Here is a 19,834-nt window from a genome sequence, read left to right as displayed (position 1 = left end):
CGCAGTAGCGCTAGGTCGTGAAACACAGGTAGCATTTTCCACTACTTATATACAAGGATGTCTGCAAGTGAAAACACAATCATATTTGCTAGAAAGCGCTCGCTTTGACTTCGGAGACGGCTCTGACGGGTATGTTAAGTTTATTGGCGAGAAAGCCAACCCAAAGAAAACGCACATCACCTTTATCGTTGGAGCTAATGGCACTGGCAAAAGCCGTATGCTGGCCAGCCTAGTAGAAGCCTTTAATGAGCGGCATTCACAAAACTCAATTGAAGAAAAATATCATCGCCAACTATCAGGCTTACACAACCTGCCATGCCTTGAAATAGTGGCGAGGGCAAATGGTGTCTCAGATGAGACGCCGCCCCAACACTCCAAAGACAAAAATCTATCTACACCACACTTCCCATCAAGAATCCTAGCCATTTCTAACCTAGTGATCGACAAGTTCCCTTATCGTCAAGATAGCATCGACGAAGATCAATTCTATCATTACCTAGGAGTCAGACAAGCGAGCAATCTGACCACGACGGGATCAACCGACAGAGCGGTGGCTGAATCGGTTATACGAATGCTTGCCGATAGCACGCGTCTGAAAGCATTTGGGTCATGGATTGATATGGTCTTCGGTAATGGCAGGGAGATCGCATTTGGATTCAACAGACGTAAGCTTCAGGAAATACGGAAATTCCTCAAACACCCTGACAAGGTCGTATATGTACAAGAGCGGCTAGAGCGTCGCTTGGGCTCAAGAAGGGCTGACATGATCAGCGGTGAGGAGCTGTCAGCCATGGCAGGCCATATTGGGGAGTTATTCACTCTACTGGACAATCATATTCATACTCAACTCAGCTCTAAAGTCGAGAGAGCCGTATTGAGACTAGTTACACTTTCAGAGCAGGACAAATCTAATCTGAGTAGACTTGTGATTGGTTTTTCAGCTGCAAGTCGCGCGGGTATTTCTGTGTGGCCAAGCCTTTTGTTTGAGGCCAGTTCGTGGTTGGGCTTTGAGGAGTTAAGTTCAGGGCAGCAAAATTTGCTGTCAGTCGGCGCGAAAGTCATTGCCTACGCGACCCCTGGAAGCCTAGTGGTGATTGATGAACCAGAGGTGAGCCTCAATGTGGTTTGGCAACAGCGTTACGTGGAATTGTTACAAAAGTCCTTAGCAGGAGCCCCTCGGAGCCACGTTATTATCGCCACCCACTCGCCTCATATGCTGTCAAGCGTAGCGCATGGACTTGCCAGTATTGTCACGCTGGGACGCAAATCGGATCATATAGTCGTCGAGGTTCAAGATGGCGTATTTGAGGGTTGGGGTTCCGAATCTGTCTTGTATAACGTTCTGCAAATCCCGTCTGCGTCAAATTACCACCTGACCAGAGAGCTGAGCGCCGTACTTAAGCACATCCAAGACGGGGGGAAAGATAAAGATTTTCTCAACGGCTTCATGACCAAGATCTCTCGCATTAACTACAACGACATTGAACCTCTGGCACTAGTAGTTAAGGAAGTACAGTCTTACATGGAGCGTCTAAATTGAAAAAATTCACAGTCCCCTCCTATGGATGGAAGCTGGTCAAAGAATTAAAACGGTATGCAATTACAACCAAGGCCAAAGACCCATGGGGCCATGGAAAACAGGCGACTAAAGATTTCAAACAAGAAATGACGAGACTCATGCTTATCGAGCAGAAGAGGCGTTGCGCTTACTGCGGCTGCCGCCTGTTCGAAAAACGGCCTCACAGAGACCATATAGCTCCTAAGGAATCGTATGCGGAGTGGATGTTTTGGCCTACCAATTTAGTTTTATCATGCTATACGTGCAACACCGACCTTAAAAAAACTTTTGACCCAATACTGGTCAAAGGAAGCAGCTATCGACGATCGCAATTTTCATTCGTACATCCTTACTTTGATGACGCCGATGAGCACATCACATATACATCGGAAGATGTTAAGGTTTTAATTCAAGAGCGTAACGGCTCGCCTAAAGGCAAGAAAACCATCGATGTGTTTGAGCTCTCTACCACGGAGCGCTCCAAACAGCGAGCTAAAGACTATCTCCATGACGAGGACGCGGCAGACTTGTATGGCCACCATCGTGCGCTTCTGGAAAATGCAAGAGCCGCCATTGAGACACGGCTGTTGAAGATGAACGACTAGAAGCCATCTTGATGATGGATTGAGCCCCCCAGTTTTCAAAAGCAAAAGGTGCCCTATGCGCCTTTGGTCGCTGCATATTAACGCCAACGCGACATCCGACTCCCCGTTTACCAAGCTCTGCCCCGCTGGATATGACCAGCCTGCGGAGCTGGGGGGAACTGTACTGATTCCCCCTCGGAGACTCGCAAGCGGATCGACGTCTTGGTTAATAATGCGGGTGCTGGTCAGGGCCACCAGCCTACTGAACCTTCGACTTGGGCGACCGGCTGACGCACCATGCGCCCGCCGTCCACCGATTCCAGACGTACCTTGCGTGGATATCCACTACCCTTCCACAAAAGGCACTAAGTAGTTGGCCAATCTGTCCGCACGTATCTGCGAGTGCTCGATTAAATGCTGGCAATGCCCTTCAAGCTCAATATCGGTCAACTGAGACTCGCAGAGCTCTCTCAGCAACACCCGGGAATTTGCAACCAGTTGATTCAGCCGATCAAGCGTAAGGGCATAGCTTTCGTGTGCTGACGCTGCTGCGGTCGCCTTGTTCGTAGGGTGCACAACTACACGGAGACTTGAGTATCCGGGGTAGTTTTGAACGAACCACTGTTCTGCGACCAGGAGCTGACCATGCTCCTCCTTGGTTAAAGGGTTTCTGTCCAGCTTGCGACTTTTTGCTTCCAGGATCAGAGCAGCCTTGTTGGGTAGAAGCCAAAGAACATCAGGCCCCTCCCCACCGACGTCATGGCGTTCGGTAGAAAGACCTATCAAGCCACCGAGGTCTGCAAGCGCCTGCTCAAACTGGGCGGCAGAAGCGTTGCTGTTCAACCTAGATACCACCTGCTCGAAACGTTGAAGCAAACCACGTCTCATCCGATATCCACGCAGCTGAGATGCAATCGCTGCGCCCTGCGCACCGGGAGTAGGGAGGGGTCGGTAGGGTGATGAGGTGCGCGGACGTAGAAGGTTACGGTTCGCCGAAAATGCCGATCGTTGGAGCTCGTCACTGCGCTCGGCTTGTCCCCAGTTGTTCGCTATTCGGCCTGCCAACTGGTACAGCCAACCGCGTGTTTGGTCATCAACCGCGTCCTGGGCTCCTGCTACCTGATCCAAGCGAGCGATGGCCTTGTCATAACAGCCATCCGCCCAGAGGTTAAAAGCTTTGCGCTCCGTCGACGCCGTATCGAACCGCTTCGGATCTGGCGCTTCCGGCCCCACGTTTTCCGCGAGCGTGGCGGCATGGTATTCAACCCATTCAGTGTTCCGGTTGATGCTGAGCCCGATTGTATTTCCCAAATCGTTAACGTCACTGACTTCCTTGCTGACCGTCGACCCCATTTCGAGCTGTGCTCGGGTCGCACTCGTAAGCAACTTGAAGTTCGCTTCCTTGGCAATCCAACCTGCCAAATCAGAACCAAGAAGCAGCACTACGCAATGGTCACCCGCTCCACGCGCTCCGCGTCCGATACCTTGCTCTATGCGCTGCGCTAGCATGCGACTGATGGTAGCCCCGCCGTACAGAGTGGCAGCTCGCAGGAGCTCATAATCAGACGTCCCGGAGGGAAGCCCTTCCATCACCAGGATTCTGCATGAATCGCCAGGTAAATCGATCCCATCGTAACGGTTGGCAAATACGACTGGCCCACTGGTTCTGCGGGATTGAAGTGCCTCAATTGCATTTTCAACTTGGTCTGAGCCTTCGGCGAATTGAGCAGTGCCATCCCATGCCTTTGCAGCATAATTGGCATGCACCAATACCACAGCCCCAAGGTTCATCGCAGCGACTTGCTTGAGAATGGATTTAGCGACGCTTTGAGCATCGAAATCGAACTGCATCAGGCTTGGGATCAGGATCATCCGCTCACTGATCCCTGCGAGAGATCTAGAGGCCAACGCGTTGTTCACATGCTGAGGATCGGCGTCGAACGTACGGACAATTTCGCTATCGTCAGCGATGGTCGCCGACATATAGATTCGCCGGGGAGCATCAGCAAATGTGGGGAAATTGTTCACCTGGGGCAGGACAGTCGTAACAGTGAATGCTTTGCTACTGATCAGGGCATGGCACAGGTGCAGATTGTCCCGCAGTAATGGCCAAGCAAACGGAACGTCCTCGCCGTTACCACGCAACATTCCCCTTACGGTGTCCAACTGCTCATTCCAGGCCCAATAAGGTACTTCCACGACGCCGTTGTTGAGCCCCGAAACGGTATCGTCAAAGGTTCCCAGTCGATCAATTTCTCGAAAGGCGTTACGGAATAAGGTGCACAGCGCGTTATACGTTTCCTTGTCAGCCTCAGAGGAGACCTCAAGAGTGAACGACTCGCGCACAACAGAAAATGCTACATGGGCGTCATCGAGGATTACTGCACCCACTTTAATGGGCATCCGCCCCCCACGAACCCCAAACTTGCTATGGCCGTTGAATAAGGCTTTGTACGACGCGACCATCACCGCTTTGCCATTTACAAAGTCATCGTGCAGCGGCTGCCCTCGGGTATATGAGACAGCGAGAATCCCAAGCGATTTTGCTTTCTCCAGGGTCTGCTTGACTAACTGTGTAGTCGGAGCCAGATACAGCACAGGCTCTTTCAGATCATTCAAGGTCGACTGAGCTATCAGCAGCCCCACTAGAGTCTTTCCTCCCCCGGTATGGAGCTTGACCACCGTGTCACGCTCGTCCTTGCGCTTGAACCAGGCCTCCAGCACCTCAGCTTGACTGGTGTAAAGATCATTGATGCCTTGCGGCTTGGGCATGCGCCTGAAGATTTCCAGGGGATCTATCGGTGCAGGTCGCTGAGATTGCGATCTGAGTTTGTTGAAGTCCACCATCCTTGTTTACCTCCCAATCGCCGTTGAGCTTTAGCGGCTCATGTTCGTCGGATTGGATCTCAGCATCAACGATTAATTGTGAGGAGTCGGAGCCTCCTCTGACAGCTTGCTCCACCTGATGCAAGTGGACGCGACGTCCAAAGGGTCGACACCGGTCGGGGTGCCGAAGATAACCGCATCGTACTCTCCGAGCTCCGCTTGACTCGCAATCGAGCTACCCTGTCGACCTTGCCATGCGCTGCTTTGAAAGCATCAGGATTGAGCGACCGATTCCTTGTTTATCGTTCCGTGGGGTGATGGATTTCAAGGTGCACCATGGTGCACAGTGAAAAAGAGAGCTATTCGCCCGTAAAACCGGGTCGCAGGGGAAGGGAATCACTACACGGATACACGCTTCAGGCGGGAAATATCCAATAACGGTTCGATTCCCTCTACCCGCTCCACCTTCCAAGTTAGTCACTCTCATCCTTTCCAGGCACTAGCGCCGGCTTCAACGCCCCTCGCGCCTCGGATTCGCCTCGCTGGCACAGCGACTTCAGGCTGCGAAATCCGCCAGAATGCGCGCGCATCGCTTCGTCATCGACGACGCATTCCTGTCATATCAGAACGCCCGTCGACACACCTTCGATACCTGCCAGACAAGTCTCGATTCTCATCATTCTCGATTCTGCTCGGCAATTGAGCATGCTCGAAATGAAGTGAACTGATCACTCCAGCGTTGCCGCCCAGGAGAGCAAGAACGACGTCCGAAGGCGTCGTTGCGATAGATGGCTCAGCCTACCGACTTCAACTGGGGACGGCCCTCGAGGCGCTCCAGCAGGGTCGCGCAGTACCAGTCGTCGAATTGACAGACTCCATTCTCGGCGTTTTCGGAAAACGGCCCAGGCTCATAGGCAGGAGAAGAGACTCCAGCGAAGGTACCTTCAACCAGACGACGATCCTGGTCGTTGGTCGCCAACCAGACCTTGGTGAGTCGATCCAGATCGTAGTCGACGCCTTCGACTGCAGACTCCGGTACCAGCCATTTGGTAGTCACCAGGGTTTCGCCCGGCCCGATCGGCAGAACACGGAAACTCAACGCATGGTCGCCGAGGAAGTGGTTCCAGGTAGAGGGGTAGTTGAAGTACAGCAGAGCACCGATGTCCGGCTCACCGCTCTGGTCCAGTCGGCCATTCACCCCAGGCTTGCCATCCATCGTGTAGCTGACAGCGCCGGCGGAAAGCGGAATGCGAGTCATGCGGAAGCGCCCCATCGGATCCATGTTCAGTCGGCTCGGCATGCCAGCCGCCTCGCAGCGATCCCAATGAGCGACAAGCTCTGGATCGTCATCACCGCCAACGCCTGCGACCGACAGATTCTCGACGAAGGAGTTGAGCAGCTCAGGGTGAGTACCGTCGCAGTGGTAGCACTCGCGGTTGTTTTCGAACACTAGCTTCCAGTTGCCCTTCTCGATCAGATTCGACTCGAAGGCCACCTTGGCGTTTTCCAGAAAGTGCGGCGCGATGAAAGGGGTGACGGCGGTACGGAAGCTGGAGAAGTCTGGCGCTTTCTCGGCGACGCAGACATAGATGTAGGTGTGTACCACCTCGACATGAACGGTCTTCAGGCCGTAGTTCGAGCGATCGAAGTCGGCGCCCATGTTGCCAGCGTAGATCAGGTTGCCGTCGAGCTCGAACGTCCACTTGTGATAGGGGCAGACCAGCTTGGCCACCTTGCCACTCGCCTGCTCGCAGACCTTGGCGCCACGATGGCGGCAAGCGTTATGGAAGGCTCGAACTTCACCATCCTTGCCACGCACAACCGCCACTGGGTAGTCGCCGATCTGTAGAGTGAAATATTGACCGGTCTTTGGAATTTCGAAGGTGTGGCCAGCGAACACCCAGTCTTTATGCCAGATGTGCTCGAGATCCTGGCGATATACCTCAGGATCGAAATAAAGCTCACGGGGCAACACATGGCGAGGCTTGCGTTGCTTGATCAGGCTAATGACGGATTCGTTGCTGTTCATTATTATCCTCCATGCGGCCGTGCCGTTATCGACGGACACAAATGACTAAAACATTATTCTTGTAGATAGCCATCTTCGGAGCTGGACTCGTGAGTTTAATGCTCCTTGATTCATATCGAACGGCCGTTGAGCTTGTACAACGGGCAAGCCAATGACCGACAGCCACTCAAACTAAATTTTCAAAGCGACATTCTTCGTACCGTTCCTCAACCGCTGCACATAGGCCTACCAACACATAGTACGCAGCGAAAAAAATGTTTGCATCGGTACAAAAATTACCCAAGACATAACTTAAAGTTAGGTCATATTTTTTCACAGAACTCACTGGACAGTTCCTGACGCCCGACCGTATGTTAAAAAGGTTCTACAGGGTTTCTGTACATCCTCGACGTGATTTTTCGACTCCTTGCCAAAGCTGATGAGTCAATCGCGTTCACGTTGAAGCGATTCAATTCGATAAGTGGGTCAAGCATTGGGCTTGGGCTGCTGGGTTGCCCCAATGAAAACAATTACAAGAGAATTTAGCCGTACATTCGCCGACCGCAATCTGGGCTTCATTACCCAAACGCAAAGCGAGCGCAAAACATCCCGAGTAGGCTTCCTGCTGCTCGAAAATTTCTCGTTGCCCTGCTTCACCCAGGCATTGGATGTTCTGGTCACCGCCAATCTTCTCTGCCCCGGCGCAGTACGGGTGCACACGTTCAGCCACAACCACGCTGAAATCATGAGCGATCTGGGCATCCCGATCCCCCCGGATACCCCGCTGACGGATATCCGCCTGTCTGACCTGGACCTGATGATCATTTGCGGGGGCCTTCGCGCCGCCCGTAAGCTACCTGCTTGGCTGTCGTCTCTGCTCAAGAAGATATCGAGGCTACCGATCGCCCTCGGCGGCCTTTGGAACGGCGCGTGGTACTTGGCAGCGGCAGGGCTGCTGGATGGCTATCGCTGCGCGATCCACGCTGAACAGCGCACAGCGCTCGCTGAGCGTGCGCCCTATGCCAACGTCTCTCGTGACGCCTTGGTGTTTGATCGCAACAGAATGACCTCGGCCACTCCGACGGGTGCTTTCGATATGATGATTCGTTGGCTGGGGTATGGCTCAAGCCCTGCTCTTGCCGATGCGGTGTTGGACACGCTCGACTCCGAGCAGAGCAAGCACCGAAGTTTTCAGAAACCGCAGCAGCCGAAAGTCAGTAAAGCGCTAAGGGACATCATAGCGCTGATGGAAACCAATCTCGAAGACACACTGAGTCCCGAACAGCTCGCTCAGGTCGTCGGCTTGTCAGTCAGGCAAATTCAGAGGCTATTCAGAGATCAGCTGAACACCACGCCTCAAAAGTACTACTTCCAGCTCAGGATCACTGAAGCTCGCCGGCTCATACAGAACTCCAATGCCTCGATCTTCGATGTGTCGATCGCATGCGGCTTCGTTTCGTGTACCCATTTCAGCAGGTCATACAGTGCCTTTTTCGGGCACCCACCTTCAAAGGAAATCCGGTACGAGATCTAGCGATCAGCCTTTCTGATAACTCCGGTGACCGCTGCCAACCTTCGACAGATTCAAAACCGCTATCGCGCTGCGCTGGATGGGCAAATCGATGAGCGCTTGCACTTTGGTGGACGAGCTCTGCGTTGCGCTGCCAGCGTCAAAAGTCTTTTATCAGGAGAGAAAAATGACAAGTCCTAATATCTCAATAGAAGATGTACCGCTCAACAACTTCCATAAGCTGCTTACGTTACGCTCCGGCGGAGGCTCCTTCGTCGATGGCTATGTTCTGAGCATTATTGGTGTGGCGCTTACGCACATCGCCACCTCGCTTTCCCTGGGCAGCTTTTGGGAGGGTCTGATCGCTGCATCTGCGTTGATCGGCATCTTTTTCGGTGGGTTTCTTGGCGGATGGCTGACTGACCGACTGGGCCGCAAGCGCTTGTTTTTCGTGGGGCCCACCCTTTTCATTCTCGCCTCTGTCGCTCAGTTCTGGGCTGATTCAGCTGAAGCGATCTTCATTCTGCGTCTTGTCATTGGCATTGCAGTAGGCATCGAGTACCCCGTCGCCACATCGCTGCTGGTGGAGTTCATGCCGAAGAAGTATCGCGGCCCACGCCTGGCGATGCTGACGATTCTATGGTTCGCCGGCGCTGCGGCTGCCTACATAGTGGGTGAGCTGATAGTGCGCACAGGGGGTGAGCAAGCCTGGCGTTGGGTATTGGCCAGTTCGGCAATCATCGGCCTGGCCCTGTTCATCGTCCGCTTGGGCACTCCGGAGTCGCCACGGTGGCTACTGAACAAGGGGCGCGATCAGGAGGCCGAGCAGGTCGTAAAACGTGTTTATGGCAACGCGTTCTCCCTGAAGAATCTTCCGGAAGAAAGCCCTAACTACAAGATCAACGTGTGGAGCCTGATCTACTCGGGCTATGCCAAGCGAATGCTGTTCATCATCGTATTCTGGACGTGCTGCATCGTGCCCCTCTTTGCCGTCTACGCCTTTGCTCCCAAAGTACTGGCAGCGATGGACGTCAAAGGCGACGATGTCTCGATCGGCGCAATCCTGATCACCCTCTTCTTCGTCGTAGGCTGCATCGTATCGACCAGGCTCATCAACGTGATTGGGCGCCGCAACTTGCTGCTCGGCAGCTTCGCCGTATCGGGCCTCGCCTTGTTGGGCCTGGGCGCGTCGAATGACGATGCCGGGGCCTGGATCCTGACTTTCTTCGCCATCTATGCGCTGTTCATCGGTGGTGCACAGGTGCTCACCCTTGTATATCCGAACGAGATTTTCCCTACTGAAATCCGCGCTTTCGCGGTTGGCGCGGGCACCTCGATCTCCCGTATTGGCGCAGCCGTCGGCACCTATCTGGTGCCCGTTTCGCTGGCCTCGCTGGGCGTCGCACAGACGATGTACGTGGCCGCAGGGATCACCTTTTTCGGCCTGCTCATGTCCTGGAGGCTGGCCCCGGAAACACGCTTACTGAATCTCCAGCAGGCGGCATCGCTTGGCTAACGTGAACGTGCCGGAAACCCTCCACACCCTTCGCGAGCGCGCCGGCCTGGTCGACAGGGTCTACAACGCCATCGGCCCGACGGGTATCAGGAAGTCGCCATGCTCTCCATTAGCCGGCTGGGTTCAGATCATCACGCGTGGCAGGCGACGGTGCCAATTCTCGATTGGCAGCCATAGAGCCGCGTCTAGCTACGTAACCATTGTGCGAGGCTCATGATCGTGTCGGTGGTAGCGCGCCCTTGGGGGACGACCAGGTAGTACGCTTCCCTGGGCTTGACCACAAGATCGGTCAAGCGCACCAGTTCGCCCGATGCCAGCAGATGATCGAGCATGCGCCCCCAACCCAGCGCAACGCCATGCCCGTGGAGTGCGGCTTGAATGGTGTCTGTATACAAGTGGCAGTGCAGACGATAATCGAGTTTTGGTGGGTTCGCGCCCAGTGCCCGAAACCAGGTGGGCCAAGTCATCCAGCCCTCGCTGGTGGCCTCCGCGTCGATCAGATCTGCACTGTAGAGCTCCTCGAGGGACGAAGGCAGCGAATTGCGAGCAAGCCACGTCGCAGAACACACCGGGAAAACTTCCTCGTCAAACAGATGAAGCGCGCTGCCATCCACCCACTTGCCGTTGCCGTAGCGCACCGTCAAGTCCACGTCATGGTTACGCAGATCCCCGGTGAACATCTGCGTGGCCAGCCGCAAGCGTACATGGGGCAGGGCCGATTGGAGGCTATGCAAACGAGGCATGACCCGCAGATGCGAAAACGTCGCGGTGGTGCTGAGTACCAACTGCTGCTCGCTGCGACCCTCGCAGAGGCGATCGAACACCGCCGCGACCTTCTGTAGCGATTCCGACATCACCGCAAACAACGTCTGCCCCTCACTGGTCAGACGAACGCCTCGGTGATGACGCTGGAAGAGCTGAACGCCGATGCTCTCCTCGAGGATCCTGATCTGTTTGCTCACGGCAGCCTGGGTCACCCCGAGCTCGCGAGCGGCGACTGTGATGCTGCTGTTGCGAGCAACCGCTTCGAACTCCACAAGCGCGGTCATGGACGGGATGATCCGTCGGTACCCGCCGTGAGTGCTGCCAACCTCTATTGTTGTTGTCATGCGACGTCCTGACATGATTCGACGCTCAGGCCAGCGCCGCCGCTAACATTGGCAGATAAATCAACTGGATGACAGCACCGGCTTAACCCAGGGGTATCAAGCGTTCAGGCTCGGTGCGCCCTGCACCTCGCCGCTTGGCAGATGCGAATGCGCTGCCGAGTCGATCGGCCCACCTCATCAGGCTTGCATGAGATCATCTCGAAGGAAAACTTCGCCTCGACGTGCAGTTCCAGGGTTCTCTTGAAGCAGCCAGTGCCCTCTCCCGTGGGAGACGTTGGAACAAGCACTCACCGCAGCACTTGCCAGCCAAGTGGTTCGAGGTGCATACCAGGCGTTGCACCGAGACACATCAAAGGACTGCCCATGTTTCTATCCCGTTGGCTGCCAGGCCTGGCCAACCTCCTGCGTTACCGCCGCGAATGGTTCAGGGCCGACCTGCAAGCAGGTCTGTCGGTCGCGGCGATCCAGATTCCCATCGCCATCGCCTATGCCCAGATCGTCGGCCTGCCGCCGCAGTACGGCCTGTATGCGTGCATCGCACCCATGGTGGTGTATGCGCTGATCGGCAGTTCACGGCAGTTGATGGTCGGCCCTGATGCAGCCACGTGCGCCATGATCGCCGGTGCCGTGGCGCCGCTGGCCTTGGGTGACCCGCAGCGCATCGCCGAACTGGCGGTGCTCGTCACGCTCCTGGTCGGGGTGATGCTGATCGCCGCAGGGCTGGCGCGCGCAGGCTTCATCGCCAGCTTCTTCTCGCGGCCGATCCTGATCGGCTACCTCAATGGCATCGGCCTGAGCCTGATCGCGGGTCAGCTGTCCAAGGTGGTCGGTTTCAGCGTCGAGGGCGACGGCTTCATCCTCAGCCTGATGAATCTGCTCGAACGCCTGGGCGAGATCCACTGGCTGACGCTGCTCTTGGGTCTGAGCGCGCTGGCCTCGCTGATCTGGCTGCCCCGGCGCTACCCGAGGCTGCCGGCGGCACTGGTCACCGTCGCGGTGTTCACCCTGCTGGCGGCCCTGTTCGGCCTGGACCGATTCGGCGTGGCCGTGCTTGGACCGGTACCTGCCGGCATGCCCGAACTGCGCTGGCCGCAGAGCAGCCTGGACGAAGCCAAGAGCCTGCTGCGCGATGCGCTGGGCATCGCCACGGTCAGTTTCTGCAGTGCCATGCTCACCGCGCGCAGCTTCGCCGCGCGCCATGGCTATGCGATCAACGCCAACCACGAGTTCGTCGCCCTGGGCGTGAGCAACCTGGCGGCGGGCCTTTCCCAGGGCTTCGCCATCAGCGGGGCGGATTCGCGCACGGCGGTCAACGACATGGTCGGCGGCAAGAGTCAGCTAGTGGGCATCATCGCCGCGCTGGTGATCGCGCTGATCCTGCTGCTGTTCACCGCGCCCATGGCCTGGATTCCGCAAGCTGCGCTCGGGGCGGTACTGCTGATGGCCGGCTGGGGGCTGATCGACGTCAGGTCGCTGGGTAGGATTCGCCGCCTCAGCCGCTTCGAGTTCTGGCTGTGCCTGCTGACCACGCTAGGCGTACTGGGGCTGGGCGTGCTGCCTGGCATCGTGTTCGCCGTGACCCTGGCGATCCTGCGCCTGCTCTACAGCATCTATCAGCCGACCGATGCGGTACTGGGCTGGCTGCCGGGTACCGAGGGCCAGGTGGACGTGCGCCGGCACCCGCAGGCGCGGACGGTGCCGGGGCTAGTGGTGTACCGGTTCGACGATGCGATCCTGTTCTTCAACGCCGACTATTTCAAACAGCGCCTGCTCGAAGCCGTACAGCGCGAGCCCGAGCCGCGGGCGGTGCTGTTCGACGCCGAGGCGGTGAGCAGCATCGACGTGACCGGCATCTCGGCCCTGCGCGAGGTTCGTGACACGCTCGAGGCGCAAGGCGTGCACTTCGCCATCGCCCGCGCCCGAGGCACCTTTCTGCGGCTGCTGGTGCGATCGGGGATGGCGCGGGAAATGGAGGATCGGCTGTTCGGCTCGGTACGCGCCGGGATCCGGGCGTACCGCGTCTGGCGCAACCGAGCGCGACGCGGCGTTTGAGCGATGCCTGGGGCAAAGTCGCGGTGACCCGTCGCGCCTCGATCAGTAGCCCAGGCGGTCCAGCACCTGGGCTTCTTCCGGCACCGCCGGCCTGTTGTAGAACCGCAGCAACTGGCCTGCGCGGTTGGTGAACAGACCGTCCACGCCGGCGGCCATGGCCTTGGCGAAATCCTCGGGCGCGTCCAGGGTGTAGGCATGCACCAACAATCCACGCGCGTGGCTGGCCTGGTTCATCCACGGCTGGATCAGGTCAGCGTAGCTCTGCTCGCCCAGATCGCTGCGGCGCGCCGAGGGTCCGGTGCCGATGGCGCCAGCGGCCTTGGCCGCGTCCAGCCAGCGCAGGAATTCCTGGGTGTCCTTCGGCGCCTGGCGAGCGTAGAAAGCGGCTTTGTCCTGCTCACCCGAGTCGGCGAAGTCCTGGCCCGATTTCGGCTCGATGCTGCCTTTGCCGACCCACAACAGCAGGATCTTCGGCACCTGCGGCATTTCTTCATGCAGCAGCGCCAGGCTGTTGCGATCGAAGGTCTGCAGGATTACCCGGCCGGGCTGGTCGAGCCAGCCACGGGCCTGGAGACGTGCCTTGAGCTGGCGCTCGATGCCAGGGAACTGACCGGGCACCTTGGTCTCGATGTACAGCCCTGGTCGACGATCAGGATCGCCCTCGGCGATGTCGATCACCTCGTCCAGGGTCAGGATGCGCTGCCCGGCGAAGGCTTTGCGCGCGCGCTGCGGATAGGCCTGGTTGAACCAGCTGCCGGCATCGAGGGATTTCAGCTCGGCCAGGGTGAAGTCGCTGACCGGTTTGTTCTCGCGCCCGGGAAAGCGCTGGGCGACGTCGCTGGTACGTGTCAGCACATCGTCGTGCACCACCACCAGCACGTCGTCGCGCGTGCGTTGCAGGTCCATTTCCAGGTAGTCGGCGCCCAGCTCGCGGGCTAGCAGGTAGGCCGGCGTGGTGGACTCGGGGGCGTCGAAGGAGGCGCCGCGGTGGGCGATCACCGCTGGGTGGGGAATGGACGACGCCTGGGCCAGGCTCGCGCCCTCTTCGGCGTGGACGTCGAATGTGGACAACAGCGCAAAGGCCAGGGGCAGAACGCAGATTCGCATGATTCGATCCTCTCGGGCCGCGCGCCGCCAGGACCGGGCGCGCGGGGATTGCCTGGATGTGCAAGACTCTCACAAACTCGATGACATGCTAGGCTCTGTCTGAAATGGATCTGCACTCGCTCACACGCGTCTGAAACGGGCTGGGAATGTTCACGCACTCCAGTACACTGCGCTGGCCCATCCCATTTCGTCTTGTCTGGCCTTCGCGCAGGCCCGTTTCAGACAGACCCCATGGTCCACGCGTTCACCCCTGTCCCCGGAAGTTCGATGCCCTCTCTCGATACCCAGCTGGCCCCCTGGGCCGATCTTCACGCCCGTCACCCTTGCGCGGCCCTGTTGCTGGGCAACGGCGCCAGCCGCGCGTTGTGGAAGCCCTTCGGCTACTACTCGCTGTTCGAAAAGGCCCAGCAGGCCGGGCGCAAGAGTGGCCTGGCGATCAGTGACCAGGCGCTGTTCAAATCGCTGGGCACCGAACTGTTCGAGCCGGTGCTGAGCATGCTCAACACCACGGTGCGCACCAACGCGGCGCTGGCGATCAACTCCACCGCTCCGCTGAACCGCTACTATTCGATCAAACAAGCGCTGATCCACGCCATCCGCGCCGTGCATCCGCCCTACGCCCTGCTCTCCAGTGCCACTCTTGGCGCCATCGGCGATGCCCTGCGCGGCTACCAGCGGGTGTACACCAGCAACTACGACCTGATCCTGCCCTGGGCCGTGGAGCACGCGCCCCAAGGCTTCGCGCGCCTGTTCGACGACGAGGGTTTCTTCGACGTGCGGCGCACTGGCGGTGCGGGCACGCGCATCGTGCACCTGCATGGCGGCCTGCACCTGCTCAAGCTGCCCGACGGCACCACCCGCCAGCGCAGCGCCGCGGCCAGCGAACTGCTCGAAGGGGTCGCAGTGAACATCCCTGGCGAGGTGCCGCTGTTCATCAACGAGGACCGCAGTGATCACAAGCTGCGGGCCATTCGCCAGTCGGACTACCTGTCGTGGGGGCTGGGCCAGCTGGCCAACGAAGGCGACGGCCTGTGCCTGTTCGGTCAGCATCTGGACAGCAGCGACGAGCACCTGCTGCAGGCGATCCGCGAGGCGCGGCCGAAGTACCTGTGCATCGCCATCCGGCCGCTGAACGACGCGTCGATTCTCAACCAGAAGCGACACTATGCCGAGCGCTTCGCCGACTTGAGCGGCACCGAGCTGTATTTCTTCGATGCCACCAGCCATCCACTCGGGGCGGCGGAACTGGCATTGCCGGTGCCACTGGCCCACGCCCGTCGTGCCTGAGGGAGGCCGTCGGACGAGCTGGTAAATGTGAATAATTCTCGATAAGATCCGCACCCTTTCCCCTGGTTCTCCCGGAAAAGCGTGCATGCAGCGGCTCAAACCCGATCCTGGCAACGGCGACACCGTTCGAGGCGTCTACGGCGAAATCCTGCATTTCCTGCGCAAGCGCATGGACAATGCCAGCGACGCCGCCGACATGACCCAGGACGTGTTCGCCCAGTGGTTGGGCTACCGCGACCGCGCCAAGGTCGAGCAGCCCAGGGCATTCCTGTTCCGCATGGCGCGTAACTTGCTGAGCGACCACTGGCGCCGCCAACAGGTCCGTCAGGCCGTGTTGCAGGACGGTGAAACGGACACGACCGCCACTGCCGACGACCCGCTCGACCATGCCCAGCAAGCACAGCGCCTGGAACAATTGCGCCGAGTGCTCGACGAACTCTCGCCGCGGCGCCGAGAAGCCCTTATGCTGCACCGCTTCGAGGGCCTGACCCAGGCGCAAATCGCCGAACGCATGAACATTTCCGTCAGCATGGTCGAGAAGCACATCGCCGCAGCCCTGCTGCACTGCAAGCGGTGCCTGGACAGCGACGATGGCAGGGAGCAGCCACAATGAGCCTCACCGACGAGATCGACCCACGCCCGCTCGACGACCAGGCCGCCAGCTGGTTCACGCGCAACCGCAATACGCCGACCCGCGAGGAGCGCAAGGCGTTCGTGCGATGGGTCCGCCATCCCGAGCATGCCCGCGCCTACCGTCAGTTCGAGCAATTGTGGGCCGACCTGGCCGCACTCCAGCAGGCCACCCAGCCCGTGCCCGCGCCGTTGCGACGGACGCCGCGCTGGCGTCCGGCGCTGGCCGCCGCCGCCGCCGTGCTGTGCATGCTGCTGGTCGGCAATCCAGGCAGTGGCAGCACCCCGATCAGCGAGGATGTGGCGGCGGGCAGCACCCTGCGCAACGTGCGACTGCCGGACGGCAGCCACCTGTTCGTCAACGCCCGTACTCGCTTGCACCTGGACTTCACGGCCGAGCGCCGACTGATCCGCCTGGACCACGGGCAGCTCTACATCGACGTGGCCCCGGACAAGGAACGACCGCTGTTCGTCGATGCCGGCAGCGCCCGCGTGCGGGTGGTCGGCACGGGCTTCGACCTGCGTCGGGGCGCGCGTGAGCTGACCTTGAGCGTCGCCCATGGGCGGGTCGCCTTCGAGACTTCGGGCGAGAACCTGGCACCGTTGCTGGTCGACGCCGGACAACGCGTGACCTACGAGCCGGCCCGTGGCAGCCTGCTGCGCCAGAACCTGGGCGAGCATCGGGTGGGCGACTGGCGCGAAGGGCATGTCAGCTTCAGGAACCGCGAGCTGGGCAGCCTGCTCGACGAACTGAGCCTGTACCGTCAGCAGCCCGTGCTGCTGGCCGATCCAAGCCTGGCGCGCTACAAGGTCTCCGGCAATCTCGATGTGCACGATCCCGATGCCCTGCTCAATGCCCTGCCTGCGCTGCTGCCCGTGAAAACCACCTTGCTCGGCGATGGTCGCCTGCGCATCGAAGCCCGCGCCCACTGATTTGAGAATTTTTATCATTCGCAGGTGAGGGTTTTTCCCAACGCCGCGTCTTCTTCCCCGCCTGCCGATCATGACAGGCCATTTTTTCCGGCGTTTGCCGTTCTGGGGGAATCCATGTCGTCTGCGTTGCGTGCGCTGCAAAGCCTGCCTGCCCGTCCCACCCTGCTCGCCCTGTGCCTGGCGATGAGCCTGAACACCGAGGCAGCGCCCCGGCACTTCGACCTGCCGGCCCAGCCGCTGGGCCAGGCCCTGAGCCAACTGGCGCAACAGGCGCAGGTGCCGTTGCTGTTCGACGAAGCGGCGCTGGGCGATGCACACGCGCCGGCCTTGCATGGCAGCTTCGAACCGCAGGAAGCCATCGCTCGGTTGCTGGCTGGCAGCCGCTTCACCCTGGTGCGCGTGGGTGAGACCTATGTGGTGCGGCCACGCGAAGCGAAGTCGGCCAGCGCGCCCGGGCAGGCGGACAACAGCCTTCAGCTGGGCGCCTTGAGCATCGTCGGTGACGGTCAGCAGATCGGTCCGCAGAACGTCGGCCGCTCGACGCTGGACCAGGAACAGATCGACCGCTATCAGCCCAGCAATATCCCCAGCGTGATCGCCACCCTGCCGGGGGTGAACATGGGCGGCTCGGCCAAGCCCGGAGGTCAGACCATCAACATCTGGGGCCTGGGCGATGCCGAGGACGTGCCCATGACCGTCGACGGCGCCACCAAGAGCGGCTTCGAGCGCTACCAGCAAGGCACGGTGTTCATCGAGCCGGAACTGATCAAGCACATCGAAGTGGAAAAGGGACCGCATTCGGTCGAAACCGGCAACGGCGGCTTCGGCGGCAGCGTCAACATGACCACCAAGGATGCCGGTGACCTGCTTCAGGAGGGCCGTAACACCGGGGCCATGCTCAAGTATGGCTACGCCAGCAACGACCACCAGCAGGTCTACAGCTCGGCGCTGTTCGGTCGCAGCGACGATGGCCGCGTCGACGGCCTGGCCTACCTGACCAAGCGCGACGGCGGCGACATGAAGCTGGCCAGCAAGCTGCCCGACCCCGACGGCAGCTACCCGATCAATCCGACCCGCCTGCCCAACAGCGCACTGGACCTGGAGGGTGCGCTGTTCAAGGGCAACCTGCACCTGACCGAAGAGCACAGCCTGGGCTTTTCCTGGTCGCGCTCGCAGAGCGAACGCTGGGCCCCGTTTTCGTCCACCGCCTACCCCACGCCACCGACGGCGGCGAGCATCCGCCGCTACGGCTACGATGCTGCACTCAAGCGCTTCCTGGCCAATCGCAACACCACCGACACCACCTGGTCGACCACCTACAACTACCAGCCGTTGGACAACCGCTGGGTCGACCTGCAGATCAAGTATTCCGACTCCGACACCCGCCAGACCGACGAGCGCGACGCCACCGCCTTCTTCCAGCCAGCCACCGGTGGCCGCAAGATGGACACCGAATACCGCGACCGCATGCTGGCGGTGACCAACACCAGCCTGTTCGAAACGGCCGCCCTGGAACACGCCCTCACCGCTGGCGTGCAGGTGCGCAAGCACGACCGCGACACGCAGATGTGGATGCCTGGCGGCATGTACGAGACTGCCCGCTACAACTACGGCCACTACCAGCCCTACTTCATGCCCAGCGGCACCGTGCGCAGCCAGGGCTACTACCTCAAGGACGCCATCACCCTGGGCGACCTCACCGTCACCCCGTCGCTGCGCTACGACCAGGTCAGCAACGACGGCAAGCCCAACGACGCGCCCCTGTACGACAACCCGGCCGCGGGCCACGACTACAGCGCCAAGACCTATCGCGGCTGGTCGCCCAGGCTCTCGCTGTTCTGGAAGGTCACGCCCAACGCCGCCCTGTTCGCCGACTACAGCAAGACCTGGCGCGCGCCCGTGCTGGACGAGCAGTACGAGGTCCAGGGCACCGGCAGCCGCACCGCCACCAGCCGCGACCTGGACCCTGAGCGCATCACCGCCCTGCGGGTGGGCAGCGTGTTCGACTTCGACAACCTGCTCTGGGCGCACGACAGCGCCCAGGTGCGCGCCACGCTGTTTCGCAACCACATCGAAGACGAAATCTTCAAGGCCACCGGCATTGGCTGCGCGCAGCAACTGGTCACCGGCGGCTCGATCGCCAACACCTGCGGCGACGGGTTGATGTCCAACTACCGCAACATCGGCGACGTGGTGATCAAGGGCTTCGAGATCGAAAGCTTCTACGACTCGACCTACCTGTTCGGCTCGGCCTCGTTCTCGTGGATCACCGGTCGTCACCAGGGCGCCTACACCAATCCATGGGGTCCTGACGTGTGGGCCAAGGACATTCCCGCGCCGAAGTGGATCACCACCCTGGGCGTGAAGATTCCAGCCTGGGATGCGCGTGTCGGCTGGACTGCGCAGTTCGTGCGCAAGACCGACCGCCTGCCCAGCGACCGCTACTACAGTGGCCCGGCCAGCGCCCTGGGCGATCGCTACTACGACCAGTACGCCAATGCCAGTTACCAGATCCACGGGCTGTTCGCCAACTGGAAACCCCAGCAGGCCTACCTCAAGGGCACCGAAGTGAACCTGACGGTGGACAACCTGTTCAACGAGTCCAGGCGCTCCGAGCTGTCCGGGGAGAACGCGCTGATGCAAGGGCGCAACGCCAAGGTCAGCGTGACGCGGTTCTTCTGAGCATCAAGCGCAAGGGGCTGTACCCATGGCCC

13 protein-coding genes are annotated in these 19,834 nt (G+C 59.5%); 9 read left to right on the top strand and 4 right to left on the bottom strand.

Features of this window, described 5'->3' with window-relative positions; all coding sequences use genetic code 11:
- Positions 1-67: 67 nt before the first annotated feature.
- Together IAE34_RS24580 and IAE34_RS15835 are read left to right on the top strand one after the other, a co-directional pair.
- Positions 68-1,540, top strand: a complete 1,473-nt coding sequence (locus IAE34_RS24580) for an AAA family ATPase (RefSeq protein ID WP_200139902.1) — start codon at positions 68-70, stop codon at positions 1,538-1,540.
- A complete protein-coding gene (locus IAE34_RS15835) occupies positions 1,537-2,163 on the top strand; it encodes a retron system putative HNH endonuclease (RefSeq protein ID WP_200139901.1) in 627 nt (208 codons plus the stop codon). Before IAE34_RS24580 ends, IAE34_RS15835 begins: the two co-directional genes overlap by 4 nt.
- A 324-nt stretch (positions 2,164-2,487) precedes the next feature.
- On the opposite strand, the gene IAE34_RS15830 is transcribed toward IAE34_RS15835, so the two are convergent.
- Positions 2,488-4,914, bottom strand: a complete 2,427-nt coding sequence (locus IAE34_RS15830) for a DEAD/DEAH box helicase (protein ID WP_200139900.1) — start codon at positions 4,912-4,914, stop codon at positions 2,488-2,490.
- Positions 4,915-5,761: 847 nt separating this feature from the next.
- Positions 5,762-6,997 (bottom strand): aromatic ring-hydroxylating oxygenase subunit alpha, encoded by a 1,236-nt coding sequence (locus IAE34_RS15825; RefSeq protein ID WP_200139899.1) that lies wholly within the window; start codon positions 6,995-6,997, stop codon positions 5,762-5,764.
- A gap of 499 nt (positions 6,998-7,496) precedes the next feature.
- Here IAE34_RS15825 and IAE34_RS15820 point away from each other — a divergent pair, with 499 nt between their 5' ends.
- Together IAE34_RS15820 and IAE34_RS15815 are read left to right on the top strand one after the other, a co-directional pair.
- On the top strand, positions 7,497-8,510 hold the full coding sequence (locus IAE34_RS15820) for a GlxA family transcriptional regulator (protein WP_200139898.1): 1,014 nt from the start codon (positions 7,497-7,499) through the stop codon (positions 8,508-8,510).
- Between the two features lie 163 nt (positions 8,511-8,673).
- Positions 8,674-10,002, top strand: coding sequence for an MFS transporter (locus tag IAE34_RS15815; RefSeq protein WP_200139932.1), 1,329 nt, complete (start codon positions 8,674-8,676; stop codon positions 10,000-10,002).
- A 185-nt stretch (positions 10,003-10,187) separates the two neighbouring features.
- Here IAE34_RS15815 and IAE34_RS15810 read toward each other — a convergent pair whose 3' ends face one another.
- Entirely contained in the window at positions 10,188-11,051 is an 864-nt protein-coding gene (locus tag IAE34_RS15810) for a LysR substrate-binding domain-containing protein (RefSeq protein ID WP_233631176.1), read from the bottom strand.
- 423 nt (positions 11,052-11,474) lie between these two features.
- On the opposite strand from IAE34_RS15810, the gene IAE34_RS15805 reads away from it, so the two are divergent.
- Positions 11,475-13,163: a SulP family inorganic anion transporter gene (locus IAE34_RS15805; protein WP_200139896.1), complete on the top strand. Its 1,689-nt coding sequence runs from the start codon at positions 11,475-11,477 to the stop codon at positions 13,161-13,163.
- A gap of 42 nt (positions 13,164-13,205) precedes the next feature.
- On the opposite strand, the gene IAE34_RS15800 is transcribed toward IAE34_RS15805, so the two are convergent.
- Positions 13,206-14,270: a glycerophosphodiester phosphodiesterase family protein gene (locus IAE34_RS15800; RefSeq protein ID WP_200139895.1), complete on the bottom strand. Its 1,065-nt coding sequence runs from the start codon at positions 14,268-14,270 to the stop codon at positions 13,206-13,208.
- Positions 14,271-14,537: 267 nt separating this feature from the next.
- On the opposite strand from IAE34_RS15800, the gene IAE34_RS15795 reads away from it, so the two are divergent.
- From IAE34_RS15795 to IAE34_RS15780, 4 genes are all read left to right on the top strand, one after another.
- Positions 14,538-15,557: a DUF4917 family protein gene (locus IAE34_RS15795; RefSeq protein WP_200139894.1), complete on the top strand. Its 1,020-nt coding sequence runs from the start codon at positions 14,538-14,540 to the stop codon at positions 15,555-15,557.
- Positions 15,558-15,642: 85 nt separating this feature from the next.
- Positions 15,643-16,170: an RNA polymerase sigma factor gene (locus IAE34_RS15790; protein WP_200139893.1), complete on the top strand. Its 528-nt coding sequence runs from the start codon at positions 15,643-15,645 to the stop codon at positions 16,168-16,170.
- Entirely contained in the window at positions 16,167-17,120 is a 954-nt protein-coding gene (locus IAE34_RS15785) for a FecR family protein (RefSeq protein ID WP_200139892.1), read from the top strand. Before IAE34_RS15790 ends, IAE34_RS15785 begins: the two co-directional genes overlap by 4 nt.
- 114 nt (positions 17,121-17,234) lie before the next feature.
- Positions 17,235-19,802 (top strand): TonB-dependent receptor, encoded by a 2,568-nt coding sequence (locus IAE34_RS15780; RefSeq protein ID WP_200139891.1) that lies wholly within the window; start codon positions 17,235-17,237, stop codon positions 19,800-19,802.
- Positions 19,803-19,834 lie beyond the last annotated feature (32 nt).

The organism is Pseudomonas sp. S30 (genome assembly GCF_016518545.1).
GTDB lineage: Bacteria > Pseudomonadota > Gammaproteobacteria > Pseudomonadales > Pseudomonadaceae > Aquipseudomonas.
This window is presented reverse-complemented; position numbering and strand designations above follow the sequence as displayed.